This is a genomic window from Kitasatospora sp. NPDC043949 (genome assembly GCF_056435365.1).
Genome location: NZ_JBWKEQ010000018.1, coordinates 129,711 through 155,837, shown reverse-complemented (window position 1 = coordinate 155,837; position 26,127 = coordinate 129,711). Strand labels below are relative to the sequence as shown.

The 26,127-nt window shown below is 68.6% G+C and carries 15 protein-coding genes and 2 pseudogenes; 8 read left to right on the top strand and 9 right to left on the bottom strand.

Annotated elements, in window-relative coordinates:
- Positions 1–101 precede the first annotated feature (101 nt).
- The 5 genes and pseudogenes from AC07AL_RS17635 to AC07AL_RS17615 form a co-directional block, all read right to left on the bottom strand.
- Positions 102–1,238 (bottom strand): annotated as a pseudogene (locus AC07AL_RS17635) (UvrD-helicase domain-containing protein); the annotation flags it as partial.
- 40 nt (positions 1,239–1,278) lie between these two features.
- Positions 1,279–2,484, bottom strand: a complete 1,206-nt coding sequence (locus AC07AL_RS17630) for an McrC family protein (RefSeq protein ID WP_478317764.1) — start codon at positions 2,482–2,484, stop codon at positions 1,279–1,281.
- Positions 2,481–4,352 (bottom strand): DUF4357 domain-containing protein, encoded by a 1,872-nt coding sequence (locus AC07AL_RS17625; protein WP_478317763.1) that lies wholly within the window; start codon positions 4,350–4,352, stop codon positions 2,481–2,483. Before AC07AL_RS17625 ends, AC07AL_RS17630 begins: the two co-directional genes overlap by 4 nt.
- 100 nt (positions 4,353–4,452) lie before the next feature.
- The gene (locus tag AC07AL_RS17620; RefSeq protein WP_478317762.1) at positions 4,453–5,727 is read right to left on the bottom strand and encodes a hypothetical protein; all 1,275 of its coding nucleotides are present in this window, start codon (positions 5,725–5,727) and stop codon (positions 4,453–4,455) included.
- 45 nt (positions 5,728–5,772) lie between these two features.
- Positions 5,773–5,895 carry a hypothetical protein gene (locus AC07AL_RS17615; protein WP_478317761.1) on the bottom strand — a complete coding sequence of 41 codons (123 nt, stop codon included), beginning with the start codon at positions 5,893–5,895 and terminating at the stop codon, positions 5,773–5,775.
- Positions 5,896–6,286: 391 nt separating this feature from the next.
- On the opposite strand from AC07AL_RS17615, the gene AC07AL_RS17610 reads away from it, so the two are divergent.
- Both AC07AL_RS17610 and AC07AL_RS17605 read left to right on the top strand, forming a co-directional pair.
- The gene (locus AC07AL_RS17610; protein WP_478317760.1) at positions 6,287–7,165 is read left to right on the top strand and encodes a helix-turn-helix domain-containing protein; all 879 of its coding nucleotides are present in this window, start codon (positions 6,287–6,289) and stop codon (positions 7,163–7,165) included.
- A gap of 13 nt (positions 7,166–7,178) precedes the next feature.
- The gene (locus tag AC07AL_RS17605; protein ID WP_478317759.1) at positions 7,179–7,373 is read left to right on the top strand and encodes a DUF397 domain-containing protein; all 195 of its coding nucleotides are present in this window, start codon (positions 7,179–7,181) and stop codon (positions 7,371–7,373) included.
- An 18-nt stretch (positions 7,374–7,391) separates the two neighbouring features.
- Here AC07AL_RS17605 and AC07AL_RS17600 read toward each other — a convergent pair whose 3' ends face one another.
- The 4 genes from AC07AL_RS17600 to AC07AL_RS17585 are packed head-to-tail and all read right to left on the bottom strand — an operon-like array spanning position 7,392 to position 22,041.
- Positions 7,392–8,783, bottom strand: a complete 1,392-nt coding sequence (locus AC07AL_RS17600; protein WP_478317758.1) for a hypothetical protein — start codon at positions 8,781–8,783, stop codon at positions 7,392–7,394.
- Complete coding sequence (locus AC07AL_RS17595; protein ID WP_478317757.1) at positions 8,780–12,826, bottom strand: Eco57I restriction-modification methylase domain-containing protein; 4,047 nt, start codon at positions 12,824–12,826, stop codon at positions 8,780–8,782. The genes AC07AL_RS17600 and AC07AL_RS17595 overlap by 4 nt, the downstream gene beginning before the upstream one ends.
- Positions 12,826–15,750 carry a helicase-related protein gene (locus AC07AL_RS17590; RefSeq protein WP_478317756.1) on the bottom strand — a complete coding sequence of 975 codons (2,925 nt, stop codon included), beginning with the start codon at positions 15,748–15,750 and terminating at the stop codon, positions 12,826–12,828. The genes AC07AL_RS17595 and AC07AL_RS17590 overlap by 1 nt, the downstream gene beginning before the upstream one ends.
- Before the next feature lie 39 nt (positions 15,751–15,789).
- A complete protein-coding gene (locus tag AC07AL_RS17585; protein ID WP_478317755.1) occupies positions 15,790–22,041 on the bottom strand; it encodes a protein kinase domain-containing protein in 6,252 nt (2,083 codons plus the stop codon).
- Between the two features lie 322 nt (positions 22,042–22,363).
- Between AC07AL_RS17585 and AC07AL_RS17580 the strand changes: the two genes are divergently transcribed.
- The 6 genes and pseudogenes from AC07AL_RS17580 to AC07AL_RS17555 all read left to right on the top strand — a co-directional run bounded on the left by AC07AL_RS17580 (position 22,364) and on the right by AC07AL_RS17555 (position 26,070).
- A complete protein-coding gene (locus tag AC07AL_RS17580) occupies positions 22,364–22,588 on the top strand; it encodes a hypothetical protein (protein WP_478317754.1) in 225 nt (74 codons plus the stop codon).
- Positions 22,589–22,708: 120 nt separating this feature from the next.
- A pseudogene (locus tag AC07AL_RS17575) lies at positions 22,709–23,254 on the top strand (sigma-70 family RNA polymerase sigma factor); the annotation flags it as partial.
- Positions 23,255–23,295: 41 nt separating this feature from the next.
- On the top strand, positions 23,296–24,177 hold the full coding sequence (locus tag AC07AL_RS17570) for a hypothetical protein (protein ID WP_478317767.1): 882 nt from the start codon (positions 23,296–23,298) through the stop codon (positions 24,175–24,177).
- A gap of 42 nt (positions 24,178–24,219) precedes the next feature.
- Positions 24,220–24,558, top strand: a complete 339-nt coding sequence (locus AC07AL_RS17565; protein WP_478317753.1) for a hypothetical protein — start codon at positions 24,220–24,222, stop codon at positions 24,556–24,558.
- Positions 24,555–25,085 (top strand): Zn-binding domain-containing protein, encoded by a 531-nt coding sequence (locus tag AC07AL_RS17560; protein ID WP_478317752.1) that lies wholly within the window; start codon positions 24,555–24,557, stop codon positions 25,083–25,085. The genes AC07AL_RS17565 and AC07AL_RS17560 overlap by 4 nt, the downstream gene beginning before the upstream one ends.
- Before the next feature lie 10 nt (positions 25,086–25,095).
- Positions 25,096–26,070 carry a DEAD/DEAH box helicase gene (locus AC07AL_RS17555; protein ID WP_478317751.1) on the top strand — a complete coding sequence of 325 codons (975 nt, stop codon included), beginning with the start codon at positions 25,096–25,098 and terminating at the stop codon, positions 26,068–26,070.
- Positions 26,071–26,127 lie beyond the last annotated feature (57 nt).

Genomic DNA, 26,127 nt, shown 5'->3' with positions numbered 1-26,127 from the left:
CCCCTCAAACGCTCCCAACACCGCAACTGGCCGCAACCAGAACCGGCGACAGTCACCATCACCCAGCCAGGAGCAACCTAAAGTCACCGGCATTGCTCCTAGGCCAGGAACTGCTCGGTCCAGGGGAGGTCCAGCCGCTTTCGGACGCGCTGCCAGACCTGTCGCTCCTCCTGGTCCCCGATGAGGGCGGGCACCCGTCCCGCGTGTTCGGCGAGCGTCCGGTGCGCGAGGGCGTTCACGGTAGTCACATCGACCCGGGCGAGCTGCTCGTCATCGCCGTCGAGGAGGAACGCCAGGTTCTCCCGCAGGGCCGCGGCCAGCGCGTTGGTGTAGGTGGTGAGTAGGACGCGGGTGTCCGGGGAACGGGACAACAGGTGCTTGACGCGGTGCAGGGCCACCACCGTCTTGCCCGTTCCGGGGCCGCCGGTGACCTGGACGGAGCCGCGGTAGGAGGTCCGGTAGGCGACCCGCCGCTGCGAGGGATGTAGGAAGACCCGCCAGGCCGCGAACGGCTTCTCCAGGATGTCGGCCAGCTCGTCCGGGCCGGAGACGAGCGTGATCCGGCTGGTGCTGTTGGCGATGGCCGTGGCCAGGCTCTGCTCGGACTCCGGGAGCGGAGACACCGGGCGCCGTTCGACCACGACGTCCTGGTACACATCCTCTGGTGTGAAGCCCTCCGCCAGGAACTGCAGGACCTCGAACTGGTCTTCCGGCAGGAGCGTACCGAACGCCTCCAGCTGCGGCCGGTCGACCACAGTACGCACGGCCCGCAGCACCTGGTCGTCGATGCCGAGGTCGCGCAGCACCGTGTCGGAGTACTCAGCGAACAACAGCGTCGGCGCGATCGTCGCCGCCTTCTCAAGAGCCGGGGTCAGCTGCTCGATGGCGACGACGTTGCGGACCTCCAAAGCACGGGTGGCCGTGTTGACGGTGTAAAGCCGCTTGGCCGCCCAGGTGTACGCGTCGTCGTGCGGCACGACGTTGATGAGCAGGAAGACGTCACTGCCGTCATCGGGGGCGAGAACAACGCCGCGCCAGAAGTCGTTGATCCTGATCGTGCGCATCCGCGGGTCGCGTGCCTTGTCCACGGACTCCAGGTGCAGGCCCTTGTCCGCGTGCAGCTCGGGCACGGTGAGCTGATGGAACTTTGTCATCGCCTTCCGGACACCGGCTTTGACGGGCTTCTCCAGGACGTCGTAGCTCTCCCAGAAGCTGTTCGCGAACGCGAGCTGCGGCACCGATGGACTCCCTACCCCCTGGCGGCTGTTCCGATCGTGATCATAGCGTCGCACCTGGCGCCATCTGCCAGGCCAGTGAACGGATTTCACCGAGCAGATCGGCTGGCCCCCGGTCGAGGTCCAGCGCGTGCTGGTGGATGACGATGCCGGCGTGCCGCACCCGGTGGGCGGCGTGCGGGGAGTTGCCCTTGGCGTAGACGAGGTGCCCCGCCCGCAGGCCCAGGGCGGTGCAGTAGGCCAGCATCTGGTAGAGGTCGCCGTCGGGGTACCCACCGGACTTCTCGACCTTGTACTTGGCGTCGGCCACGGCCTGCGGCGCCCCCTCTGGGCCGTAAAGTACGAAGTCGGGCTTCATCCGAATCTCACCGGCCTCGTCGAGGTGGTGCGGGACCTGGAGCCGGCACGTTCGGTCCGTGCCCCGGAACGCCTCGCGAAGGGCGACCGTCACGAAGTCCTCGAAGAGCTTGTTCATGTTGAACAGGAAGCCGTCGATGCGCAGTTCACCAGCGGTGTGCTCGGGTGACGATCCGTCGAGGACCACGCGGGCCAGGTAGAGTGCGCGCTGGTAGCGGGCGTTGAGGCGAGTGGCGTGCCAGATGGGGAGTACCTGGCCACGTATGAGCGGGGAGACGTCCGCGAGACGTACACGCTGGTGCAGCAGGCGGCGGCGTACCTCCTGGGGAACGCCCGGTAGGCGGAGCAGGCGTTCGACGGCGGCGCGCAGGATGCGGTTCTCCGCGATGTCGGTAGTGAACTCGTCGTACGCGATCTCCACGGGCAGGGCGGCGCCGAACCGGCGGCGAATCTGCTCGGCTTCGCGGATCCGGCCTCGGACCACAAGCGCGGACTCCTCGACCGTGCGGTAGCCCTGGAGGAGACCTTGGCGCAGTGCCCGGTCCACCTGACGCTCCACGGCGTGAGCGAGGGCCGGCAGGAGTTCGTCGTGGTCGCCGACCTCGGCGTCCCCGTCCCGCCAGCCGCGCGGGTCGAGGCTGTACCCGATGAGGAAGAAGAGGCGGGCGATCGGCACCTTGGGAGTGATCCGCATGGTCACGGGATCGCCGCCCGGCACCGCCAGGCTCACCGCGCCGACCTTGCTACCGGCCCGCAGCGTCCAGTGGCCCGTCCGGTACGGATCGGGGGCCACGGTGTCGAGGATGCGGGAAGCGGCGATGGCCCGACCGGCGGCGTCCGGGAGGGGAAGGGACACCGCCGGAGCGTGCTCGGTCAGTTGGACGACAGTCACGAATCGGCCTGGGCCTGGTCGTCCCACACGATGTCGCCCGGCTGCACCACGAACCTTGAGCGCTTCGCAGCCACCTCGGCCTGCAGCGCTTCGAGGCTGTAGCGCTTCTCTATGTCGACGCCCTCGCCGTAGTGGTGCTCCTCCAGCAGCGGAAGAATCTTCGTCCGCCAGGTACGGTCCAAGCCGCCCACCCGGTAGACACCCGGCTTCATCAGGTACGAGGGGCCGATCCGGAAATCCGCGTCGTCGATCCGGGCGTTGAGGGTGTCTAGAAGATCGGCCGGCTCGCTGTCGCGCTCCTGCGCCGCGAGCCAGCGCCGCAGCAGGCCGCTAGTCGGCTCGATGCGCGGCGACAGCTCGACGAACGCGAACCGGCGCCGCATCGCCGCGTCGACCAGGGCGATGGAACGGTCGGCGGTGTTCATGGTGCCGATGATGAAGAGGTTCGGCGGGAGGGCGAAGTCGTCGCCGGAGTAGGTGAGCCGGACGGCCTTGTTGCGGTACTCCAGGAGGAAGTACAGCTCGCCGAAGACCTTCGCCAGGTTGGCCCGGTTGATCTCGTCGATGATCAGGAAGTGCGGCACGTGCCGGTTGCCCTCGCGGGAGGCGAGGTCGGCGAGTTCGCGCAGCGGGCCGGCGGTGAGGCGGAAGGCGACCTCGCGGGTCTCCAGGTCCTCCTTGGGGCGGAAGCCCTCGAAGAAGTCCTCGTAGGCGTAGGAGGGGTGGAACTGGACGAGCTTGACCTGCTCGGGGCCGCTGCCCAGGAACTCCGCGAGCTTCTGCGCGAGGTACGTCTTGCCCGTGCCGGGCGGCCCGTAGAGCACCAACTGACGCTCGTCCCAGAGGAGATCGTGGACCTCCTGAAGCCACTCCACGTCGTGGACGAGCAGTTCCTCGGCAAGCTCGGGGGTCGGCTCGGGCAGGGCCAGTTCGCGCCGGGCGATGAGGATCTCCGTACTCGGGTCACGCTCTATGGCCTCGGCTTCCTCCTCCAGCTCCTGGTCGCTCACCCCGAGCCCCTTGATCAGGGCCTGCACGGACGTGAGGTCGACGACGTCGTGCTGCACGGAGAACTTCTGCTGGAGCTCCTCGGGCAGGTCGGAGTACGGGTACCCCTCGCTCTGCCACTCGACGGGCCGGCGCAGGTTGGACCGGTCATCGTCCGAGGCCGTCTGCTCCGCCGGCCCGGTCACCTCGCCCACGTAGAGCCGGCCACCGGAGATGGTGCACACGGTGTCGCCGGGCTTGATCCGGGAGAGGAAGGCGTGCAGCGCCTCGACGAGATCCTGCTTCTGGCTGTACGTCGCCGTGGACTCGTAGTCCTCCTGGACGAACGCGCGCAGCTGCTCCTTGCTCGTGCCCTGCCCGACACCCTGCCGCAGCCGTGACGCCGCGAGGGTGACCAGGCTCTCCGGCAGCCAGAGCCGCTGGACGAGGTCGAGGCCGGAGACGTTGGAGCCGCGAACCAGCCAGGCGCGATTGGGGCCGACCCAGACGCCCGGCATGAACTCCGACAGCGGTCTGTCGTCCTTCGTCCGCCACCGCGACCACCCGTTGGCCGCGCGGCCCATCAGGATCTCGGCAGCGGCGGACGGCGAGCCGCACTCCACGTCCTCGACCAGCTCGAGGTGCCCGGGCCAGCGTTCGGAGGGCCGCAGCCTCCCGTCGTTGATCAGTTGTGTCCGAAGGCGATTCGAGGACACGTTCCGTACCGAGAAGGATGGAACCACGCTCCCCCGGGCCGGCGACCCCGCGTACACGAGGAACTTCTGGCTCCCGTTACTGCCCCGCTCCGACAGGAGCCGACCTCGCGCCACAGGCCCGCCATTGGGCAAACGCAGCCGAAACTCCTGGTACTCATCCTGCACGGACCGCTCCTGCCCCTCGTTCTCAGAGATCCTGTACGCACAATAGGTCCTGCCTCTGACAAACAGGCCTGTGGGCCAGGAGGTCGGACGACTTCCGCCCTCACCACGGCTGGTCGCCCAGCAAGCCTCGCGCCGGGCTCCAGCTCGACGTGTCGAGGATGACCTCCCTGGCGAGGTCGTTGCAGGAGTGGAGACCGCGCCCCTCGGGATCGATCGTGAAGATGAAGGCGTTCGCCTGGTCCGCGAAGGCGCAAGCAGGCTTCGTGGCAGAGCTCTCCGACAGCACCATCAGGCGTCGACCCTGGACGGCGGCCGCGCCGTACAGCCGCTGCACGTCCCCGAGGCCCATGCTCTTCGAACGGCTCCACCACTCGATGTGGAAGGTTTCCGACTCAAGTCGGCTGCACGTGTCGTCGGGTATGACGTCCGCGAATCCCATCCGGACCAACTCCCGTGCCGCACCTTCGACCAGAATCGAACTCGCCGACCGGTCGGCCACCATCGGCCGCTGCCCGGGCAGGCCGTGCCGACTGACGGACCGCTCGGCCACGGTGGGGACATGGGGAAGGCGGGCCAGCTCCGCGACGAGCCCCGCGAGCTTCGCCCGGTCGATGCGGCCGGACTCCACACCCGGGACGACGGACGGCTCACCGAACAGGAGACCGCCCAAGTCGAGCCGCTGCCAGACCCCTCCCTCGTCGGCCCGGACGCTGGCACTCCACCCCGACAACGGCTTGCTGGACACCCTGATCAAGCATCCCAGGCCCTGAACGACGACGAAGTCTCCCTGGTCGCTCCCGAAGTACTCGGCCTTCGTGCCTCGCTCCGCCTCCACCGCGCGACACCTGTTCTGCGCCACGGCCATGAGCACATCCACTCCGTGGGACGCCAGGTCGTCCGCCAGCGCCGCGATCTCACCGATCGCGGGCTCGTCCCACCTCCACGGGGTCTGCTCTTGGCCGCGTTCGAGCTCGGCGACGGCCCTGGCGTGGAGAGCGTCCACGAGGACATTGGTGTCCGTGGTGCCGTACCAGATGCGAGGCAGCTCGGAGATCTTCGGCCCAACGACCGCCCAGACCGGGAAGTAGTCGTACGGCTTGGCGAACCGCAGCTGGAAGAGGCCCACTGAACGCTCTCCGGCCAGCGACACCGACAGGTGCAACGTCGGCGATTGCGGCACCTCAAGACGCCCGGCGAGATCGGGATGCCGTGTACGGAACCTCTCGCCGAGTGCCTCGTACATGAGGAGATTCCCCATCGCTGCAAGCATGTCACTCGAAGGGAAGCCCACAGCGGCCCCACTTTCCTGATGTAGCGCCAGTATTGCTCCTGCCGAACCGGATGCTATCGCCGTCCACCGACGAACGAGGTCCATGGCAACGATCCCTGGCGGGCAGTGCCGACGCGCTCCGGCGCCGGGTCAGGCCGCTTCGGCCCGGTCGAGTACGGCGGCATCCGGCTGCGCCAACCAGACCAGCCGCGCGGTGATCCCCGGCTGCCCGCCGAAGTACCGAAGGGCACGCTCGGGCGACGTGAGGGTCATCCGGGTCCGCCCATCGACGCACATGACGTGCGCCAGCCCGTCACCATCGGCGAACCTCCACGCCACAACCCACCCGTCGGCGTCCTCGCGGCCGGCGCCGCACACCTGGACGACGGCGAACAGCCGGGGTGCGGTGTGTCGAGCACGAGCCCGCGCAGCTCCTGGTCGAAGGGCCTGGGAGCCGCCGCGAGCCCAACCTGGCGGGAGCTTTGCGAGGGCGCAGCGGTCATGGAAGTCTCCTACGTGAAGGGGAGTTGGACGCGGCGCTGCCACCATTGCGGGCAGCGAGCGGTCCTGACGCAGGATCAAAGCCAGCCAGTCAGTAGTATGTAGTCCACCGTCTTTGAGGAATCCATAGCACCGTCACCCCAAAGGGTGAACGACGCCGGCCATGGCGATCGAGGGAAGGAAACAGCGGATGCCGCCCAACAAGATCCCGCCGAGCATCCGGCAGCGGCGACTCGGCTCAGAGTTGCGCAGACTGCGCGAGCAGGCAGGGCTGTCAGTCACCCGGGCCGGGGAACTACACGGCACCACACAGTCCCGGATCAGCAACATCGAGTCCGGGGGATACCCGGTGAGCGCGGACCGGGTGCGGACCTTGGCGCATCTCTACGGTTGCGCGGACGAAGCCCTGATCGACGCGCTGACCCGCATGACTGGCGGCCGCACTCGGGGCTGGTGGGAGGAGTACCGCGAGGTCCTTCCGGCCGGAGCTCTCGACCTGGCCGAACTCGAGCACCACGCGCAATCGATGCGCATCGCCTCCGCGATTCACATCCCTGGGCTCCTCCAGACCCCTGAACACGCTCGCGCGCTTTTTCGCGACGTCGTCCCGCCCTTCTCGCCACCGGAGGTGGAACACCTCGTCTCCCATCGCATCAAACGGCAAGCGGTTCTCTACCGCGAGCAGCCGATCCCGCTCTCTGCCGTTGTCCACGAGGCCGCCTTGCGAATTGACTTCGGCGGTCCGAAGGTTGCGCGCGAGCAGCTGGAATATTTGCTGACCGCAAGCGATCACCCACACATCGACCTGCGGGTGATCCCGTTCGGCACTGGCAGCTACCCCAGCTCCGGCGCCGGGATTGTGTACTTCAGCGCCGAGGTCACACGATTGGACAGCGTTCAGGTTGACGGAGACAGGTCCGAGTTCATCGACACCAAGCCGCAGCTGATCAAATACAGGGCTGTGATGGATTGGCTGGCAAAGAACGCACTCAACCCCGACGCATCCCGTGACCTCATCCGCCGTATCGCGCAGAGCATCTGAGAGAGAGCCAAGTATGGCTGTCCACTGGCAGAAGTCCTCATTCAGCGGCGACGCCGCCAACTGCATCTATGTCACAATGGCCACCGACGGCACCATCAAGATCCGCGAGAGCGACGCCCCCGTCACCATCATCACCACCATGCCCGACAAACTCCGTGCCTTCATACGCGGTGTCAAGGCAGGAGAGTTCGACCACCTCATCACGTGACTCACCCGCTCGCGGGCATCAGTCCTGCCGCCGGCCGAGGCCCATGAGCAATAAGACCGCCGAGAGGACAGCCCCGAACCAGCCGATGCCAGAACCGACACCGGCCGGGTCGAGGAACCCTCGGAACGCGACCAGGGCCACGAACACGCCCCAGGTCGTCAGAGCAGAGCCAGGTGGCATGGGCTGTGCCGTACCCGCCCGCCGCCGGGGAACCCAGAGACGCAACAGCCAGACCACCATCGCCAAGGCCATCAGCCGAACGGCGACCTCCGCCCACAGCGGGCCCGCGGTCCTCCGGCCGAACCCCAGGAAGACCGTCAGCGCGAACCAGCCGACCGGCAGCAGCCAGACCAACCGGGCCCGCGGCTCCGGAGCCGCGTCTCCCGCAGCGGCAGCCGATCCGAGGTCCTGCGGCGCCGAGGACATCGGGGCACGCTGAGGCGGGACGAACGGGCGCTCCGCAGCACTCGGGTGCTGCAGCACCGGCCGCAGCACCCGAGCCTGTGCGCGGCGAAGCCGGAAGCCCGGCCGGACGCTGTCGTGCTGGTCCATGTGAAGCCGGAGTTCCGCTTGGAGGACGAGAAGACGCTCCGCCATCTCGTCGAACTCGGAACGTCGGAGAACCGCAGCCGCCTCCGCCTCCACCTCGGCTGCAGCAAGGCGGGATGTGGCCTCGGCGAGCAACTGCCCGGCCCCGGCCCGGGCCGCGTTCGCCGCCCGTTCGGCTTCCTCCTTCTCCCGCTGGAGGTGCAGCCGCTCCTCGGCGATGATCTGATCCACGCGCATGCGCTCATCCGCAGGAAGCTGCTGCGGCGCCCGGGCCTCGGCCCGGGCCATGGTCGCGTCCCGCCACTCCAGCAGGGTCCGGGCCCGGTGCTCGCCGATTCCGTTGACGTGGACCTTGCCTCCACGAGTTCGGTGGATCCACACCACCGTCCCACCACGGCCGTTGGGCGCCTTCTCGTAGCTGATGCGAGTGAAGTCGGCGGCCGTGCGGATGCCTTGAGCGGCCAGATCGCGGACGAGCCCGTCACCGATGCCGTTGACCTCCTGCGGACCCAACGGGGATTTGGCGACCGCCCGATCGATGAACTGCCGGCGCAACGCAGCGAGCGCCTCCCGCTCCCGGCTATCACGGCTCCCATCGAGCGCCGTCAGCCGGCGGGCACAGGAATCCTGTGCCCGCCGGTGCGCGTCATCAGCACACCGAACCGCCGCGTCGTGTTTCTGCTGCGCACGGGTACGCTCCCGCGCCTCCCGGTTGCGCCGCCGCAGATCCGCCCGCTCGAACGCCGACCGCCCGGCGAGCAGCCGACGATGCGCGGCCACCGCCTGGACGAGCCGCCGCCGCTCGGCACGGACCTCGGCGGGGTCCGTGCCGACGGCGGCAGCGGTCATGCTGTCGGTCAACGCGCTACCTCGGCGGCAGAGTCGGGGTGACGGGGGCCCTGTCCAGGGGGCGGGGTGAGGGTGGAGGTGAAGTTCTCGCCATCCACAAGGGGGTTGGTGAGGCTGACTCCAGCAGCGGCCATCCGGTCGTAAATAGCGAGGATCAGCTCCTTGGTGCGGTAGGTGCCGTGCTTGACCTCGTCCTTGCGCTTGACGATGGGGAAGGTGTCGAGAATGTAGTCGACGTCGTCGCGGTTGATCCCGTAGAGGTGAAAGAAGAGCGCGTCCAACTCAGCACGAATGACATCGCGTCGACCTTCATGCCACCGGAAAGGCGCATCGTCATCACCCAGGTCATGGGCGAAGGGCTCCATGTCGCACGCGGTGTAGGTGAGTTCCAGAACCCGCGGCACAATAAAGTCTGCAAAATTCTCAAGATCGCCAGGAACGGGCACGGGAACCTGCTCCGATGTGCTCTGCGGGATGCTCGGCTGACTGAAGCTGTTGCGCAGTGCATAGTCATATGGAAATGAGTTAAAGGTTGCAACCAAAAGAGCAATCCTATCAGCCGAGGGACCGGCCGCGAGAATCCAGCCATAGGAAGCCGCACCCCACGGGATGAGGGTAGAGATACACGTACGCTCATCATTGTTGCGAGCCACTCTTCGATGTCCGAGCAGCGCAGTCGTACAACCAAATTGACGCCGCGCCTGCCGGGCCGCAGTGTCCTCTTCGGAAACCCAGTATTGCGGCTTCACTACGTAGTCTGCAGTTCCGAGTTCCTCGGCGGTGGACTCATGAGACCCCAGCGAGTCGGAGAAGCGATGGGAAAACTGGTGCCCCATCCGACCTTCGTAGAGCGGCAGCATCCTGTTCTCACCGTCAGTGATGACGTTACCCTCCACGCACCAGCCGTCAGCCTCCAGATCCTCGCGAGTATGAAAGAGATGAGCATCGTTGGACATGTGGAACATCGTCATGAACGACATGTCCCAAGGGTTGCCCTTCGGGTCGCCCTCCTTGATCAGGACGGGAGCATGGCGATAGATTCCCAGGGTGATCTCGGCATCGCGTCGAGAGCGGAAGACCGGACAAGTGCCCGTATTCGGGTTGAGAAGAGTAATCTCCTCTGCCGTGAGAGTAAACGTTCGATCCGCGTTGATGAGGTCCGCTGGCTCTTTGACGAAGAATGCGAATCGGGCACCTGACTCCCGCTTGCCCCGCCCTGTCAACGACAAGATGCTGAACTTGAACGAACGGTGCACGGCCGGAAACATCGGCGCCGCGTTCTCGAAGTCGTACAATGACGCAATTGAACCATTTTGGACCAGGTCCTTAAAGAAGTATTGCGTCGTCGCATCCGTCGCGATGCCAGTCGGTACGATCACACCCATGCGTCCGAATGCCCCTGTTAGCATCCGGTCCGTCTCCGAGAAAACGGCGTATGTGTTGATGTCACCCCGACCCGTCAGTGGATAGCGCCCACTGTTCCGCAGGAAGTGGCTCTCACCTTCCGCCTTACGCTTGGCATTCGCAAACTCGGCGTACAGCCGGGCGCCTTCCGGCTCGTCCTTCAGCTTCGAAATCAACACCTTGCGAGCGGCAGCGTTTTTTGACTTGGCAATCTCCCTGTCCCTCTGAGCGAAGAACTCCTGCTCCTGAAGCTTGATACGCTCCCACGGCGGGTTCCCCAACACGCAGGCGAAGCCGCCAGCCCAGCCCGTCGCATCGTCGATGCCTGCGCCAGACTCCGGTACGGAGAATACCTCGGGGAACTCAAGGTGCCAGTGGAAGAAGCGGTACTGCTCGCGCAGACGCAGGATCTCATCATGGGTCGCCTGGGAGGCTGCGTCGGCGTCGGGATCCTGCAGGGCCCGGAAGACATCGTGCGTAAGGGCCTGCGGGGCACCCGGCACCTTCGGCCAGACGAAGGCGGCACACCACGCATCGGCGGCATGCAGCGCCCGCACGTAGACGGCGGACTCCGACCACTCCGTGAAGGCGGACTCCTGTCGGCGAACGTCGGAGAGACTGTCCGACTTGGCCGTGGTGATGCTGCGCAGCCCCGATGCGAAGACGGTGTTGGCGATCTTCGGGCCGTCGCCGAGGTTGAGCAGCATGCTCTGACCCGACCGCTCCTTGTCGTTCTGCTTCTCCAGCGACTTGGCGACCTTTTTGTCATCGCCTTCGATCGGCTTGAATGCGTCGTCCGGGATGCCGTTCAACAACAGTGCGGGGGTCGCACCAATGAGGCCGTTCCCGTGCTTCACATGCGCGTCGAGGAAGCTCAGCGCCTTGCCCGGCTCCAGGGCCTCCAGCCACAGCGACACCTTGGCCAGTTCCACGGCCATCGGGTTGAGGTCCACTCCGTAGATGCAGCGGGCGACAACGTCGTGGAGGGCGGTGCGGACAGCGGCGACCGTCGGCTCCGGGTTCCGCTCGCGAACGGCCGCGACCCGCTTGGCGATGCGGCGGGCGGCGGCCACCAGGAAGTGGCCGGAGCCGCAAGCGGGGTCGCAGACCGTCAGGGCCAGCAACTCGTCGACGATGTCCTTCGCCGCATCGGGTCGACCGGCAGCAGCGGCCTTCTGCTCGCCGCGCTTGACGGCGTCGTCGATGACCGGGTCGAGTGCCGAGTCGAGCAGGCAGTCGATCAGTGAGGACGGGGTGTAGTAGGAACCCGTCGTCTTCCTCGTATTGCCGGCCAGCTGCACCAACTCGAACGTCCGGTCGGCCGCACTGTGCTGCGGGACGAGTTCGAGCAGGGACTCGTAGATGGAGCCCAGTTCCTCGGCGTCAAGGTGCCGGTAGTCGACCGCGCGCCAGCGCTTGGAGCCCGCATCCCGCACCTGCGACAGGTGGCGAACCGCCGTCAGCAGGTACTCGTTCGACAGGGAAAGGCTGTCCAGCGGGACGTCCGCGTCACGGTGCGTGAACAGGCCGCCGAGGCCCGGCAGTCCGAGCTCCGGGCGCCCGTTCTCGTCGCCCAGCGCGTCGAGAACGACCCGCAGGGCCTGCCACCGGTCGCCGTGCGCGGTACCGCGCCTGCGCCGCGCGTGTTCGCGGAGCCGGGCCGAGGAGAAGTACGTGGCGTACCGCTCGCGTTCCTGCTCCCCCACCTCGGGCGCGTGCAGGACGCCACGGTCCTCGGCGACGAACAGGAAGAGCAGCCGATAGGCCAGGCGCAGCAACGCATTGTGCAGATCCTGGGCCTTGAGGTTCTCGCGCAGGGCAGCGTTGTCCGGATGGCGGAGGAAGCCCGTGCCCAGGGTCGTGATGGCATCCTGAACACCCTTACGGAGCTGGTCCAGGGCCCTGGTACCGGAGGCAATGGCCTCCGTACGCCACTTCTCCAGTCGGCAGGCCGAAGCCGCCACGCCCTCCGCCACCTCGAACCGCGAGACGTGCAGCAGCCGGTAGAGCAGCACGAACTCGCTGAACAGCTCGCCGTCGAAGATCGCCTCAAGGTCGAACTCCACGTACGACGCCGTCGCCAGCGCGCTGGAGTCGCGAAGGAGCCGAAGCCGGCGCCCGTTGGAGAGCACGCCCCACAGGTGCGCCTCGGTGCGGTTGAGGCATTCCTGGAGCATCGACTGCGGCGGGACGGTGCCGGCCCCACCGGGGCGCTTGTCGAGGTCGGTGTTCCAGGGCGTGAGGTGGATCAGCGCGTGCTGCCAGCGGTGGCTGACGTCGAAGGTCTTCGCCGCGTCGCTGTCGGCGGTGATACCGGCAGCCCCCACCCCCGTCAGCCGCCCGAAGCCCAGCTCCGCGAAGAGCGGCTCCAGCCACTGCGCAACCGCGAGTCCCGTCGGGTCGGCAGCAGGAGCGCCCGTCTCGGCGTCCTCGGGGAGGCGCTTCCGAAGCTCGCGCCAGACTCCCTTGAGGTAATCCCAGTGGCGTTCGGCGTCGTCCCGCACCGACCGCGAGCCGATGACACCGTAGTCGGCGGGTTTGGCGCCGGAGACGTCCTTGCCCTCGGCGATGCGGACCAGTATGTCGGCGGGCAGCAGCCCGCCCACCGTGTGGACGGCGGAGAAGACCTGGTTGCGGGTAGTGGCGGACATCAGGCGCTCTCTCCGGTCGACGTGTTCGCGGGCAGGTAGACGTAGGCGCCGAGTACGTCGGCGGGCTGCTGCGCACGCACGCGCAGGCCTCGGACGATCTCGCCGGTGGCCTCACGGACGCGGCGGTGGGAGGCGTCGAGATCGGCGGCGAGCTGCTCGCCGTGCGACTCCAGGTAGCCCTGGACGTCCGGGAGTTGCCCCAGGATGCGGGTCATCGTCCGCTCGCCGAAGTGCACGTCGGTGTTGAGGGTGGCCTGGGCCCCGAGCAGGGCGAGAGCGTCCCCGTCCGGCAGCCAGACGGCGTTCTTCGGCGCGCCCTGGAAGGCGAGCAGCCGGGCGTCCTCGGCGACGATCTGCTTGTCCCCACTCCGCGAGGGCAGCGTCAGGTGGAACCGGTAGCGCACCAGCAGCAGCGTCGTCCGAACCGAAACCGCGTCCGTCGTCACGACGCCGCAGCGGCGGGCCGGCCGGCTACCCTCGGCCAGCGTGTCGAGGGCGGCGTTGAGGACGTGGCCGGCCAGGGCTCCCACAACCGGGTCGGTGCGGACGAGCGCGGCCTCGCCTCGCGCGACCGCCGGGTCAGTGCGGAACGGAATCGGACGCCCGGTCTCGACGGCGTCACCACCCACGACCGGCGCCAAGGCGTCGCGCAGCCCGGCCGGAGCACCCGAGACCTCCGCCGTGAAGTCCCCGCCCCCGGTGTCCCGCAGGACGGCGCCGAGCGCGTTGAGGGAGTCCCGCACGAAGGTGCGGATCTCCCCCGCGCTCCCCAAGGCGTCACGGATCGCGGCGACCTCTCGCGCCACGTCCTGCGGGTGGATGGACCGCTGGGCGAAACGGGACCGCGAGGTCTTCTCCCGCTCGGCGGCCGAGTTCCAGTCCTTCTCCAGCTCCGCTGCCTTCGCGTCGACCAGGTCGTCGACCGCGAACAGCCCCTCCTGCTGCCCTTCCCTCCCCCGCATCAGCAGCCACTCGACGATCGCGTCCGTCACACCTGCCGAGGTCTCGTCCGGCACGGAGACCGAGATGCCCAGGTCCTTCCTGATCTGCCGGTACTTCTTGATGAGGACTTCGAGCACCTTGCCGTCGATGCCGTTGTCCGCACCGTAGAGCGTTATGACGCGGACTTCGTCACGCTTCTGCCCGTACCGGTCGACGCGCCCTTCGCGCTGGTCATGCCTGGTCGGGTTCCACGCGAGGTCGTAGTGGACGACCGCGTCGAAGTGGTGCTGGAGGTTGACGCCTTCCGACAGGCAGTCGGTGGCGACCAGGACGCGGCGGGCGGCGAGGCTGTCCCCCGCCTCCTCGGCGAGCCTCTCGATGCGCTCGATGCGCTGCTGTGGCGAGAGAGTGCCCGTCACAGCGGCCACCGCGGCCTTGACACCGCCCTTCCCCTGGAGCGCCTCGGCGACGTACTCCGCCGTCGGGATGTAGCGGCAGAAGACGATCGGGTTGTAGCCGTCGGCCAGCAGCGCCTTGAGGTGCTTGATCAGCGCCTTGAGCTTGAGGTCGTGTTCCGTCCTCTCCAGCCCCGCGGCCCGCTCCGCGAGCGCCGCCAGCCGGGCGCCCGCGTCGTCCGTCTCGGCGCCGGGCGCGACGTCCAGGCCCTCCAGGGTGTCGCTGTCGGCGGAGTCGCTGGTGAGCGGCGCGCCGAGCCGGTCCGCCTCCTCCGCGCTCACGGCGGCGGCGGTGGCGGAACGGGTGGTCAGGGTCTGCGAGGCGGCGCGCGGCGAGGAGACGAGCGAGCGCAGCAGGGCGATCGCGGACCACCAGGCGATGCGCGCCTCGCGCTTGCCCTTCACCCCGGCCGCCTCGACGCGGTCGCTCGCGTAGGCGATGGCGTCGTCGAGGAGGGCGCGGTAGGCCGGGGAGAGCTTGTAGGTCTCGTCCTTGAAGTACCGGTCCGCCGGGAAGGCGGTCTTCTCGGCGAGGCTGTCGTCGCTGAGGCCGTCCTCCTTGGTCAGGTACTGCCTGATGTCGGCGCGCTTGCGCTGGACGAAGTGTCGAGCCAGGAGTTCACGCCCGCGCTTACTGTCCAGGTCGACGGTGGCCAGCTCGGGCTTCACCAGGCCGAGCAAGTTGCGGAAGGCGGACTCCTTGCCGCTGTGCGGGGTGGCGGTGACCAGCAGCAGATGGGTGTCGGCCTTCTCCGCAACTCGGCGCAGCAGCTCGTACCGCAGCTGGTTCTGCGAGGAGCGGCTGCTGGGGCCCGAAGCGTCATCGGCGGCGACGCACGTGTGGGCCTCGTCGACGATGACCAGCTCAGGGCAGTGGCGGACGAAGTCGTCGCGGTGGCGCGGGGACTTGATGAAGTCGGTGGAAACGACGACGTTCGGGTATCGGTCGAAGATCGACTGTCCGAGGTCCAGGCCCCGCTCGAGGCGTGAAACCGTGGAGGAGAGTACGAGTTCGGCGTCGATGCCGAACTTGCTACGCAGCTCCGCCTGCCACTGCTCGGCCAGCGCCGGCGAGCAGAGCACGGCCAGGCCCTTGGCCTCCCCCTGGGCGAGAAGTTCGCTCGCGATCAGGCCTGCCTCGACAGTCTTGCCGATGCCGACGTCATCGGAGATCAGCAGCCGGACAGTCTGCTGCCGAAGGGCCATCAGCAGCGGCACCAGCTGGTACGCGCGCGGCTCGACGGCGATCCCGGCGAGGGAGCGGAACGGCCCGGCGCCGGAGCGGAAGCCGATCCGCAGGGCGGAGCGGAGCAGGCCGGCGGCGCGCTGGTCGCCGAGGTCGGCCGGCGAGGGGGGAGCGAACTCGGCGCCCTTGACGTCCTCGAAGGCCGGGAAGACGGCGGCGATATCGTCGTCGGAGCCGCCGAGGGGGCGCAGCACGAGCATGTCCGCGGCGCTCTCGGGCAGCACGACCCATTCGCGGCCGCGGGCGGTGACCAGGGAACCGGCGGAGTAGGTGGGTGTCATCAGGTGGATCCTCGTCGAGTGGTTCGTCGGTTCCGTGGGTCAGCTGGTCGGGTGGGCGGTGCCAAAGTACCGGGGGTGTCGCGCGACGATGGCGTCCCAGTCGCCGTCGGCTGGGAAGCGGATCACGTCCCAGGTGGCGTCGTAGAGGCGTTCCTCGGCGTCTTCGTCTCGCAGGGCCGTGGTCTCGGTGTCGCGGCCGTCGACGAAGACTGCGAGGTTGACCCCGGGGATCCAGTAGACGAAGTCCGCCATGGCGTTGGCCTCGGTGATCAGGGTCTGGGTCTCGTCGGGGAGCCGCAGGCCGCGGTCCTTCAGCCACGTGACGAAGTCGCGCTCGAACGGGGTCAGTGCGTCGGCGGGCTCCGCGGGCTCTGCCGCCTCGTCCGGCCGATCCGCCGGCTCCGGGCTCTGCTCCGCGACCAGCCGACGGAACTGCTCGCTGCGGGACTCACCGCGCTCGTCGCGCTTCGCGACGGCGGAGGCGAACCGCAGCAGCAGGGCAGCAATCGTACGGCGGTCGATCAGCGCGTGGTTGAGCTGGTTGCCGTAGGTCAGCAGGCACTCGTAGCAGCCGCGCGCACACTTGCGGTCCGGGTGGGGACCGCCCTGGTCGACCCCGTCCTCGTCGAAGTGGCAGATCTCCAGCGCCTGGCGGGCAGCCTTGGCGAGCGCGTCCTTCTCGGACTGCAGGCGACGGAGCACACCGGCCCCACCCTCCGCTGCCTCCGTGAACAGGAAGCGGTTGCGCGGGCCGTCGTTCGGCGGCAGGAGTTCGCTGTTGAGCTCGGAGTCCTCCAGTTCGAAGGCGGCCTCGATGCCGCGCTCCAGCGCGTACATCAGGGTGAGCGCGATCGGCTCGGGCAGCGGCTCGTCGAGGGTGAGGACGAGGATGTTGCGGCGGTCCTCGACGTACGGGATGACGCGCTTCTTGCGGCGCTTCTCGTTGCCGTCGGCGTCGACGACCGGCAGCTCGCTGGAGTCACCGGAGGCGTCGGCCGCGTCGCGGTCGTTCATCCAGCGGCCGTCCGCGACGTCGAGCCAGTAGCCGGCCGGGTCGTCCTTCTTTGTGCGCAGCCGGCCCACGTTGGTGATCCGGACGGTCGCGGAGTCGCCGTAGGCCACCGCCGCGAGCGGGCCGGTGCCGTCGGTGAGCCTGGCGTCCTGGCGGCCCTTGCGGGTGCCGTGGTCCTGGAAGGCGTAGGAGGTCTCCAGCTTGTAGCCGGCCCGGCGGCGCTCCTCCTCGTCCGAGGAGATGCGTTCGCGGCGCTGGGTGTAGACGGTGTGCAGCTGGAGCAGGCCGTAGGTGGCCGCGCCGAGCGGCTCGTCGCACATCTGGCAGCGGTCGGCGCGCTCACGCGGGTCGTGGTGGTAGCCGCAGTGGTCGCAGCGGCGGGCCTCGCTGGTGGTGATGTCTCCGGAGGCGTCCGGCGGGAGCTGGATGCGGGTGACCTGGTAGCGGGCACCTTCGTGGTAGATCAGCGCCCCGGGGCCGAACTCGCGGATGGCGAGGAAGCGGGGGCGCTGCAGGTAGTCGCCCTCGCCCCGGCGGCGGCCGGTGGTGGGGATGTACGCGGCGAGCGGCAGGCGGGGGAAGGAGTACCCCGGCAGGAAGCCCTCGGAGGCGAGGTAGCGGTAGGGGTTGAAGTCGGAGAGGACGGACTTGCTCTCCGCGCTCTCGTTCTTCAGCAGGTTGAGCTGGGTCTCGGCCTCCCGCCGCCGGCCGACCGCGCGCCTGCGGTCGCCCTCGGTGAGGCTGTGGTCGAGGACCCGCTTGTTCTGGACGTACTGGTCGTCCAGCGCGGCCCGGTAGAGCTCACGCCAGCGGTCGAAGGCGCGGTCGAACCGCTCGGCGACGGTACGCACCCGGTCCTCGATCCACCGCTCGTCCCACCAGGTGGTCCGGGCGAACTCGGGCAGCAGGGGGCCGAGCACCTGGTAGGCGGCGGCGACGGTACGGGTCTGGGCATCGGCGTCCCGCGAGGCGGCGTGGAGGTCGGGGTGCAGTTCGAGGGCCGGCTCGGGGCGGTCGCCGGTATCGGGGTGGGAGATGTCCAGGACCTCGGTGATGGCCCGGCCGAGCTTCAGGCCGGCCTCGGCCAGCCAGATGCCCTGGACGTGGGAGAGGACGAGGTCCTCGTTGGCGAGGTCCAGGCGCGGCGGCGCCACGGCGCCCGCCACCATGCGGTCGGAGTGGCGGAAGTAATACTGGTCATGGCTGTTCCCGGTGGAACAGTAGGTGGTGACCAGGGCGGGCTGCCCACTGCGGCCCGCGCGCCCGGAGCGCTGCGCGTAGTTGGCGGGTGTCGGCGGGACGTTGCGCATCATGACGGCGTTGAGCGAGGAGATGTCGACGCCCAGCTCCATCGTCGGCGAGCAGTAGAGGAGCTTCAACTCGGCCTTGCGGAAGGCCTCTTCGCGGTTCTCGCGCTCGGTCGGATCGACCTGGGCGGTGTGCTCGCGGGCGAAGAGCCCGGCCAGCTCCGTGGCCGCGTTGCGGTAGAGGTCACGGAAGAAGGTATTGACCCGGGGGCCATCACCACTGGCGTAGGTGCGGGTGAGCGGGTCGTGGGCGCCCCGCTCGCCCTTGCCGGCGCGCCAGACCAGCGTCTGCGCGGCGACTCGGTAGCCGGTGACGGCCGGCCCGACGGAGTGACGGAAACGGCCGGAGCGCTGAGGGGCCTGCGAGACCTCGCGGACCAGACCGGCCTTGGTCAGCACCTTCAGCAGCTGCTCGATGACGAGCTGGAGGTCGCCCTTGTCCAGCTCGCGGAAGGCCTTGTCCGTCCGGCGCAGGTACTTGCCGAACTTGCCCGCGGCGGACAGGAACAGGCCGGAGCGGTCCAGGCCGGGGCGGGAGGGCTGGGGATAGGCGGTGCCGACCTTGGGGCTGTCGGACTTCGTCAGCACCCACGGGTCGATGAGGCGTTCCTCGCTGGCGCGCTGGAGGGAGTCGAAGTCGTCCCGGAAGTATTGCACGTCGATGGCGAGGGCGCGGCGCATCTCGTCGAGGAGCGCCTTGGTGATCTCGGCTCGCAGGGCCGGGTCGGCGTCGCGCAGCGCCTGGTGGGCGCCCTCCCACCGCTCCTGACGCTCGGCGACCCACTGGAGGTCCTGGTAGCCGATCTCCAGCAAGCCGGTCTGCTCCAGGTTGGGCATGGTGATGCGCCAGCCGCGTTCGAGATCGAGGTAGAGCCGGAAGGCGATCACGTCGCACATGGTCTTCGCCGCGCTGCGGGCGAGGGCCGGCGGCAGGTCGGCCGCGTCGCCGGCGTAGTCGACCGGGTCCAGCGCGAGGGCGTTGGCGACCGCCGAGGCCAGGTCCTCGTGGTGGATGCCCTCTTCGCCGGCCTCGACGGCGGCCCGGTAGAGGGCACCGCGCACCTGGGTGATCTGCACGAAGTCGTTGAAGTGGCCGGCCTGCAGGGAGGCGTCCTGCCGGTTGTCGACGAAGGTGAGCAGCTTGCGCGCCTCCCTGTCCAGGGCCTCCTCCGGCACCGACTTCAACGAGCGGACCACGGAGGCGGAGATCAACGAGGTCGCCGAGGAGCGTCCCTCCTGACCGAGGGTGGCGAGCTTGGCGAAGTCCCGGCCGCGGGTCTGCTCGTAGGAGACGCCGCAGTGCACGCAGAACAGGAACGGGGAGGGGATGAACGCGGCCTTCAGGTCGCCGTACCCCTCGGTGCCGTACGGGTCGATGGTGACGGCTCGCGGCACCCGGTCGCGGTGCGACTTGCGGACGACCTCCTGGCCCCGGTCGTCGATCTCCAGCCAGGATTCGGGGAGTCGGCGGTCCGCGATGGCGGCCTCGGTGTCGTGGGGCCAGGGCCGGTCGTGGTCGACGTAGAGGTAGCCGTCGCCGTGACGGCCGCCGGTCGCCGAGGTGTCGCGGCGCGCCTCGTACCGGACCTCGCCGTCCTTCTCGGTGCGCCACACCGTCAGGTACTCCTGGCCGCATTCGCGGCAGAAGGCGAGTGGCATCAGCAACTTGCCACCAGAGTCCGGCTGTTCGAGCTGGTAGCCACGGGTGAGGTGACGGGAGAGCTTGTCCTCCAGAGTGGTGTAGACGGTGTCGCCCTTGGAGAGGAACTGGTGCAGGCGGAAGGCGAAGATCGGCCGCTCGGTGACCGGATGCTTGGCCTGTGAACCTCCCTCCAGGGTGGCCCGGATCGCGGCGGCACACTGCTCCGCCGAGACACCACTCTGCTCCGCCAACTCTGCCGCGGCGACCTCGATCTTGGCGGGCTTCTGGCGGATGAGACGACCGTTGTGCGCGTCGGTGGCGAGTCCGAAGCGGGTCTCGATCCAGCGCGCGAGCGGGTCGCGGACGAGATCGCCATAGGCTCGCGGCGCGGCCGGGGCCCGAAGGCGCTCGGGCGACACGGTCGGCGGCGCGGCGTCGGTAGCCCGGACCAGGGTCTCGCCGATGACGTGCCGAGGGTCGACCTCGACGCCGAAGAGGGTCGAGGCGACGTTCGCGACGACCGTCCGCTGGTCCTCGGTCGTACCTTCGGTCGACATGGTCGCCGAGGTTCCGACGCACTGGAGCCGGCTCGCCTGGCACGCCTCACGGACCCGGCGGATCAGCAGGGCGACATCTGCACCCTGCCGGCCGCGGTAGGTGTGCAGTTCATCGAAGACCAGGAACTCCAGCCCCTTGGCCATCTTGACGAGGCTCTTGCGGTCATCAGGCCGCGTGAGCATCAACTCCAGCATCACGTAGTTGGTGAGCAGGATGTCTGGCGGGTTGTCGCGGATCTCCTTACGGGCCGCGTCGTCCTCTTGACCGGTGTAGCGCGCGAAAGTGACGGGCTCGCGGCCCTTGCCGTAGCCGTCACGAAGGTACTTCTCAAGCTCCTTGAGCTGGCTGTTGGCGAGGGCGTTCATCGGGTAGACGATGATTGCGCGAACCCGCTTGACGGCCGCCGGGCCCTCGGCCTTGCGGTCCTTCAGGACCTTGTCGACGATCGGCACGATATATCCGAGCGACTTGCCGGATCCGGTTCCGGTGGTCAGCACGTAGGAGGCACCCGACTGTGCCGCTTCGAGCGCCTCGCGCTGGTGCTGGTGCAGGGTCAGCGGACGGCCGTCGCAGACCGTGCCGCGCTCCGTCTTGTTCGCCTGGAAGATGCGCGCGCACTCTTCGTCCAGCACGTCCTGGCCCGCGAGCTCCAGGACGGTGCCACCACCGGCGAAGAACGGGTTCAACGACAACCACGGGTCGGGCCACTGGGACTTGGCATCCAGGTCGTCCTCGACGAACGCGGCGATCCGATCGTCGCGAATGACCGTCCCGCCCTCGGTGAAGGAGCGATAATCCTTGATGAGCTCGCGGTGGACGCCGAAGACGTCCATACCCGTGATGGTCGCGGGAGTTGTGGGTGCCTCAGCAGCGGACGCCGTGGGCAGCGCGGGCCGTACGGCACGCAGGGCCAGAACGGGATCGAACGCGCTCCAGGTGGGGAACTGCGGGGCACCACCGTCCCGGTCGACGAGCGGGAGGAGGGCGTCGCGGACGGCGACGGCGTCGGCGGGGCGGTCAACGGGCTGCTTCGCCAGGAGACGATCGACCAGGCGGGCCAGCTCCGCGGGCACGTCCTGCCGGATCAGGCGCACCGGCGTCGGGCTGTCCTCGGTGTGCTTGCGCATCAGCTCGTAGGCCGCCTCGCCGACGAACGGCGCGACACCGGTGAGCATTTCGAAGAGCAGACAGCCCAGGGCGTAGAGGTCGGCGGCCTGCGTCACCGGCTCGGCCTTGAACTGCTCAGGTGCCATGTACCGGGCGGTGCCGACCGCGACGCCGGTGCTGGTGAGCTTGGCGTCCTCGGGGTCGTCGACGATCCGGCCCATGCCGAAGTCGAGGACCTTGACGATGCCTCCCCTGGCGAGCATCACGTTGGCGGGCTTGAGGTCGCGGTGCACGATGCCGGCCGCGTGCGCGGCGGAGAGCCCGTCGGCGATCTGGGCACCGATCGCAGCGACCCAGGCGACGGGAAGCTGCCCCTCCTCCCCGATCAGGTCGCGCAGGACCTCACCGTCGAGGTACTCCATCGCGAGGTAGGGCAGGCCACCGTGCTCTTCATCCACGCCGCCGTCGATGAGGCGACTGAGATGGGGGTGGTCCAGACGGCGCATGATGCGCACCTCACGGGCGAAGCGCTCGACCGCCTTGGTGTCCGCATGGATGTCCACGGCGGCACCGGACCGGCGGCGGAGGATCGTCTTGACCGCAACCACTCGGTCCAGACCATCCGCGGGCGACATCAGGTCCTCGGCTTTGTGAACTTCCCCCATGTTGCCGGCACCGATCGCCCCCAAGAGACGGAACCGGCCACCGATCAGCTCCAGGCCCACTGCCACTCCTCCACACCCCTGATTTCGGACGCTCCCCGCCACGCGCCGCTCCCGCACGTCGACGAAGGTCACGGGCAGACGAGGCAGGGCAGCGCCAAGAGAAACCGTACACGATTCCCAGGTGAACGTACACTACATGTTTTATGTGTTGACGACGCTAACAAGCTTCTACTAACCTCTGCGTGTACGCCGGGTTCGCAGCCCGCGTCATCCGCACTTCCGGGGCCGCTGCGCCTCGCCTCCGTGCGAAGGGGTGGAAAAGTTGGACCACCAGGTCCCGAGCCTGAAGGCCGCCCTCGGCAGGCCGTACGCCGATCTTCAGACGAAACAGGTACGCGGAATCGTGCCCTACCAGGTCTTCCTCAGCGGGACCGAAGCACTCGGGCTGAGCGAGGAGGCACGCGGCCGGCTCGCCGATGCCCTCACCACGATGAAACTCCCGATCGGCGAACCTCCCCGCCCGGAAGCCGAACAGGCATCTGTATAGCAGCGGGCCGCTTCCCCGCGCACGGACACGACACGCCGGTTACTGGAGCGGTTCGCCGACAGCGCGGGGACCGTCGACGCCCGGGCGCTGGAGGGCGTCGCCCGGCTGGCTGGCCTCTCCATGGCCGAGGCCGAGGAGCTCCGGTCCGGTGTCCACGTGATCCCACCGCCCGGCAGCAACGCGCCCGTCCCGGATCCGCGCGACACCGTCGGGGGAGTTTCGCAGTCGATCCCCGCCAAGGCGGCGCCGGTCGCCGAGGGCAGCTTGGGGCGCGCCGTGACTGCGGCCCGCCGCGTACTGACCGATGACCGCTTCCTCCTCCGTCCGGCCAAGCGCATCCTCAGCTCAGACGAAGAGGTAGGCCTGGCCGTGCTCCTGCGCGGCGGAGTGCGAAACGTGAGCATCGAACCGACCGATGAGGAACTGGCCGGTCTCTCACCGGCGGACGAGCGACGACGGGCCCGGGAGTGTCTGGTCCTGCACAACCTGGGCCTCGCCCATTCCCTAGCACGGCAGTTCACCGACCAGGGGCTGGAGTACGAGGACCTCGTCCAAAGCGGCACGCTCGGGCTGATGCGGGCCACCCGGAAGTTCGACCCGAGCATGGGCAACAAGTTCTCCACCTATGCCACCACCTGGGTCCGCCAGATGATCGGCCGGGCCATCGCCGACGAGGGCAGCACCATCCCATCCGCCAAGCACAGACCGTGCTTCCGTTCGGGGCCGGCGCCGTCCTGGAGATCCAGGGCGAGTCGTTCGTCGCCACCGGCATCGGGGACTGGCCACGGATCCGGCAACCCGTCGAGTCCCCGCGGCTCGCCGCCAAACTCGGCGTCACCGGCTTCTACGCGGCCCCGGCCGCGACGGACGACCGCTACGACCGGCAGGACGCAGCGGGTGCGCCCTACATTCGCTTCCCGGCCTGGCTGTTCTGCGGGTCGTGCCGACGCATGGTGCGCTGGCGCATCGCCGACGAGAAGCACGGCGTCCCACCACGCTGTCCCTCGTGTTCGCCGGTGCGGCAGCTCACACCGATGCGTTTCGTGCAGATCTGCGCCGCCGGCCATCTGGGAGACGTCGACTGGTGGTTCTGGACCCACTCACGGCTCGACGCCGCCAGGCGTCAGGCCTGCACCTCCCGCGAGCAGCTGCGGTTCCGGGTCTCCGAGCGGGCGGCCGGCTTGGAGGCACTCTCGGTCAAGTGCCGGGCGAAGGATTGTGGCGCTTCCCGGAACCTCCTGGACGTCCTCGGCACCCACGGCTTGCGCTGTTCGGGGCGCAACCCGTGGCAGCGGATCGGCGAGGCCACCTCCTGCGTGAAGCCCGTACAGATCGTGCAGCGTACGGCAGGCAACCTCTACTACCCCGTCACGCACTCATCCCTCGACATCCCGAAGTTCGACACCTCGCCCGTGACCGACCAGAACCTCGCCGCCAAGGTGCTGGCGAACGATCTGTGGGTCCCGCTGTGCCGGGCCTCCGAGGGGTCTGTTCCGCGAGATGATCAAGGAGGACACCGGCGCCGACGACGCGCTCCTGGACGCCCTCCTGGCGGAGGAGACGGGCGCCGCCCCGCCTCCGTCCGGTGAAGGTGCCGGCGCCTCGGCGCGCCCGGACCTCAGCCGCGAGGAGTGGGCCGCGTTCACTTCTCCGGCACGCCCCGCCACCCGCGACTTCACGATCGCGACACCACCCTCGGCCTCGCCCACGAGACGGGCGGGCGCTGGGCCGAACTCCACCACCGGATCGGGCGAGTCGTGCTTGCGGACCGGTTGCGCGAGGTCCGCGCCCTTCTCGGGTTCAGCCGGGTGTCACCGGACGCAGCCTTCGTACCCGCCGACACCGCACGACGGCTCAAATGGCTACCTGCCGTCGAGGTCTTCGGCGAGGGCGTCTTCCTCACCCTCGACAAAACCTGCCTCACGGAGTGGGAGCAAAACGAGAGGTCCGCCGACGAGTCACCGGGATGAGTGCGGACCTGGACGGATCCTTCCGCAAGGACCAGCTGGCCGGACTTACCGGAACGGCCCTGTCCCCCCGCTTCGTGCTCCTGCACACGCTCGCCCACCTGCTCGTCCGCCAGCTCGCCTTCGAATCCGGATACACGACGGCGAGCCTGCGTGAACGCGTGTACGCACGGCCCGAACACGACCAGCACGTCATCCTCATCTACACCGGAGCCGGCGACGCCGAGGGCACCCTCGGCTGGCTCGTCCAGCAAGGAGCGGCGCCCCACCTCTCCGAGACCCTGCTACGTATGATCGAGGCCACCGCCTGGTGCTCCGCGGACCCGCTCTGCGCAGAACACACCGGCCAGGGCTTCGGCAACCTCAACAGAGCTGCCTGCCAAGCCTGTTCCCTGCTCCCGGAGACCAGCTGCGAGAACGGCGGCACCCTTCTCGACCGAGCGCTTCTCGTCGGGGGCGAACAGGTTCCCGGCTACTTCGAATCCGTCGTCTCCGCCGCACACGCCACTGCGGCCGCCGCACTGGAGTAGGCACCCTGCCATGACGATCACCTATCTCGACCTCAGCCCCGCCCAGCGGGCCTCGCTGGACACCCTGCCGTTCGAGGGCAACCATCTGGTCAGCGGCCCGCCTGGCAGCGGGAAAAGCCTGCTCGCAGCCCAGCGCGCCCTCATGCTCGCACTCACCGGCACACCGGCCGTGCTCCTCACCCGTTCCAACCTGCTGCGCCAAACACTCGCGCCGGTCGTCTCCGCCCTCGGCGCCGAGGGCCACGGTGTACGCGTTGCCACGGCCCACGCCTGGCTCGCCCACTGGTTCGGAGACGACGCACCACGAACCGACGACGGCTGGTTCGACTGGGCCTCTTTTTACGAGCGCGCCGCTACCACCGACCACCACCCTGGCCCCACCCTCGTGGTCGACGAAGGGCAGGACCTTCCGATCGGATTTTACCGGCTCTGCCGCATTCTCGGCAGCCGTACGACGGTGTACGCCGACGAGTACCAGCGCCTCACCACCACCAACTCCACAGTCTCCGAGATCTCCGGCGGCCTCGGCGGCTGCACTCGCCACGAACTCATGGGGAACCACCGGAACACTCGCCAGATCGCCGAGCTCGCCGCCCACTTCCACACCGGCACCACTGCACCGCCAATTCCCGACCGGCCAGGCCCGACACCCCGCCTGCACCGCCTCGGCCGTCCCGATGCCGCGACCGATCTGCTCATCGCCCTCGCCACCCGCCACCCCCGGCACAGCATCGGCGTCATCCTCGGCTCCACCCGGGCACAGTCCGACCTACTGACCCGCCTGGACGCAAAGCCCCCCGCCTGCGCCCCCAGCTCTACACCTCCCAGGCCACACAGGGTCGTTACCACACGATCGACCTCACCCGCCCGGGCATCGTCATCGTCAACCGCGCCAGCGCCAAGGGGCTCGGTTTCGATACCGTCGTCGTCCCCGATACCCACACCGACAACGCCACCGACCCCAGCACCGCAGCACCGCGTATGACGTACTACGTGTTGGCAACCCGAGCGCGGCAGGAACTGCACTTCGGCTACGAAGGGA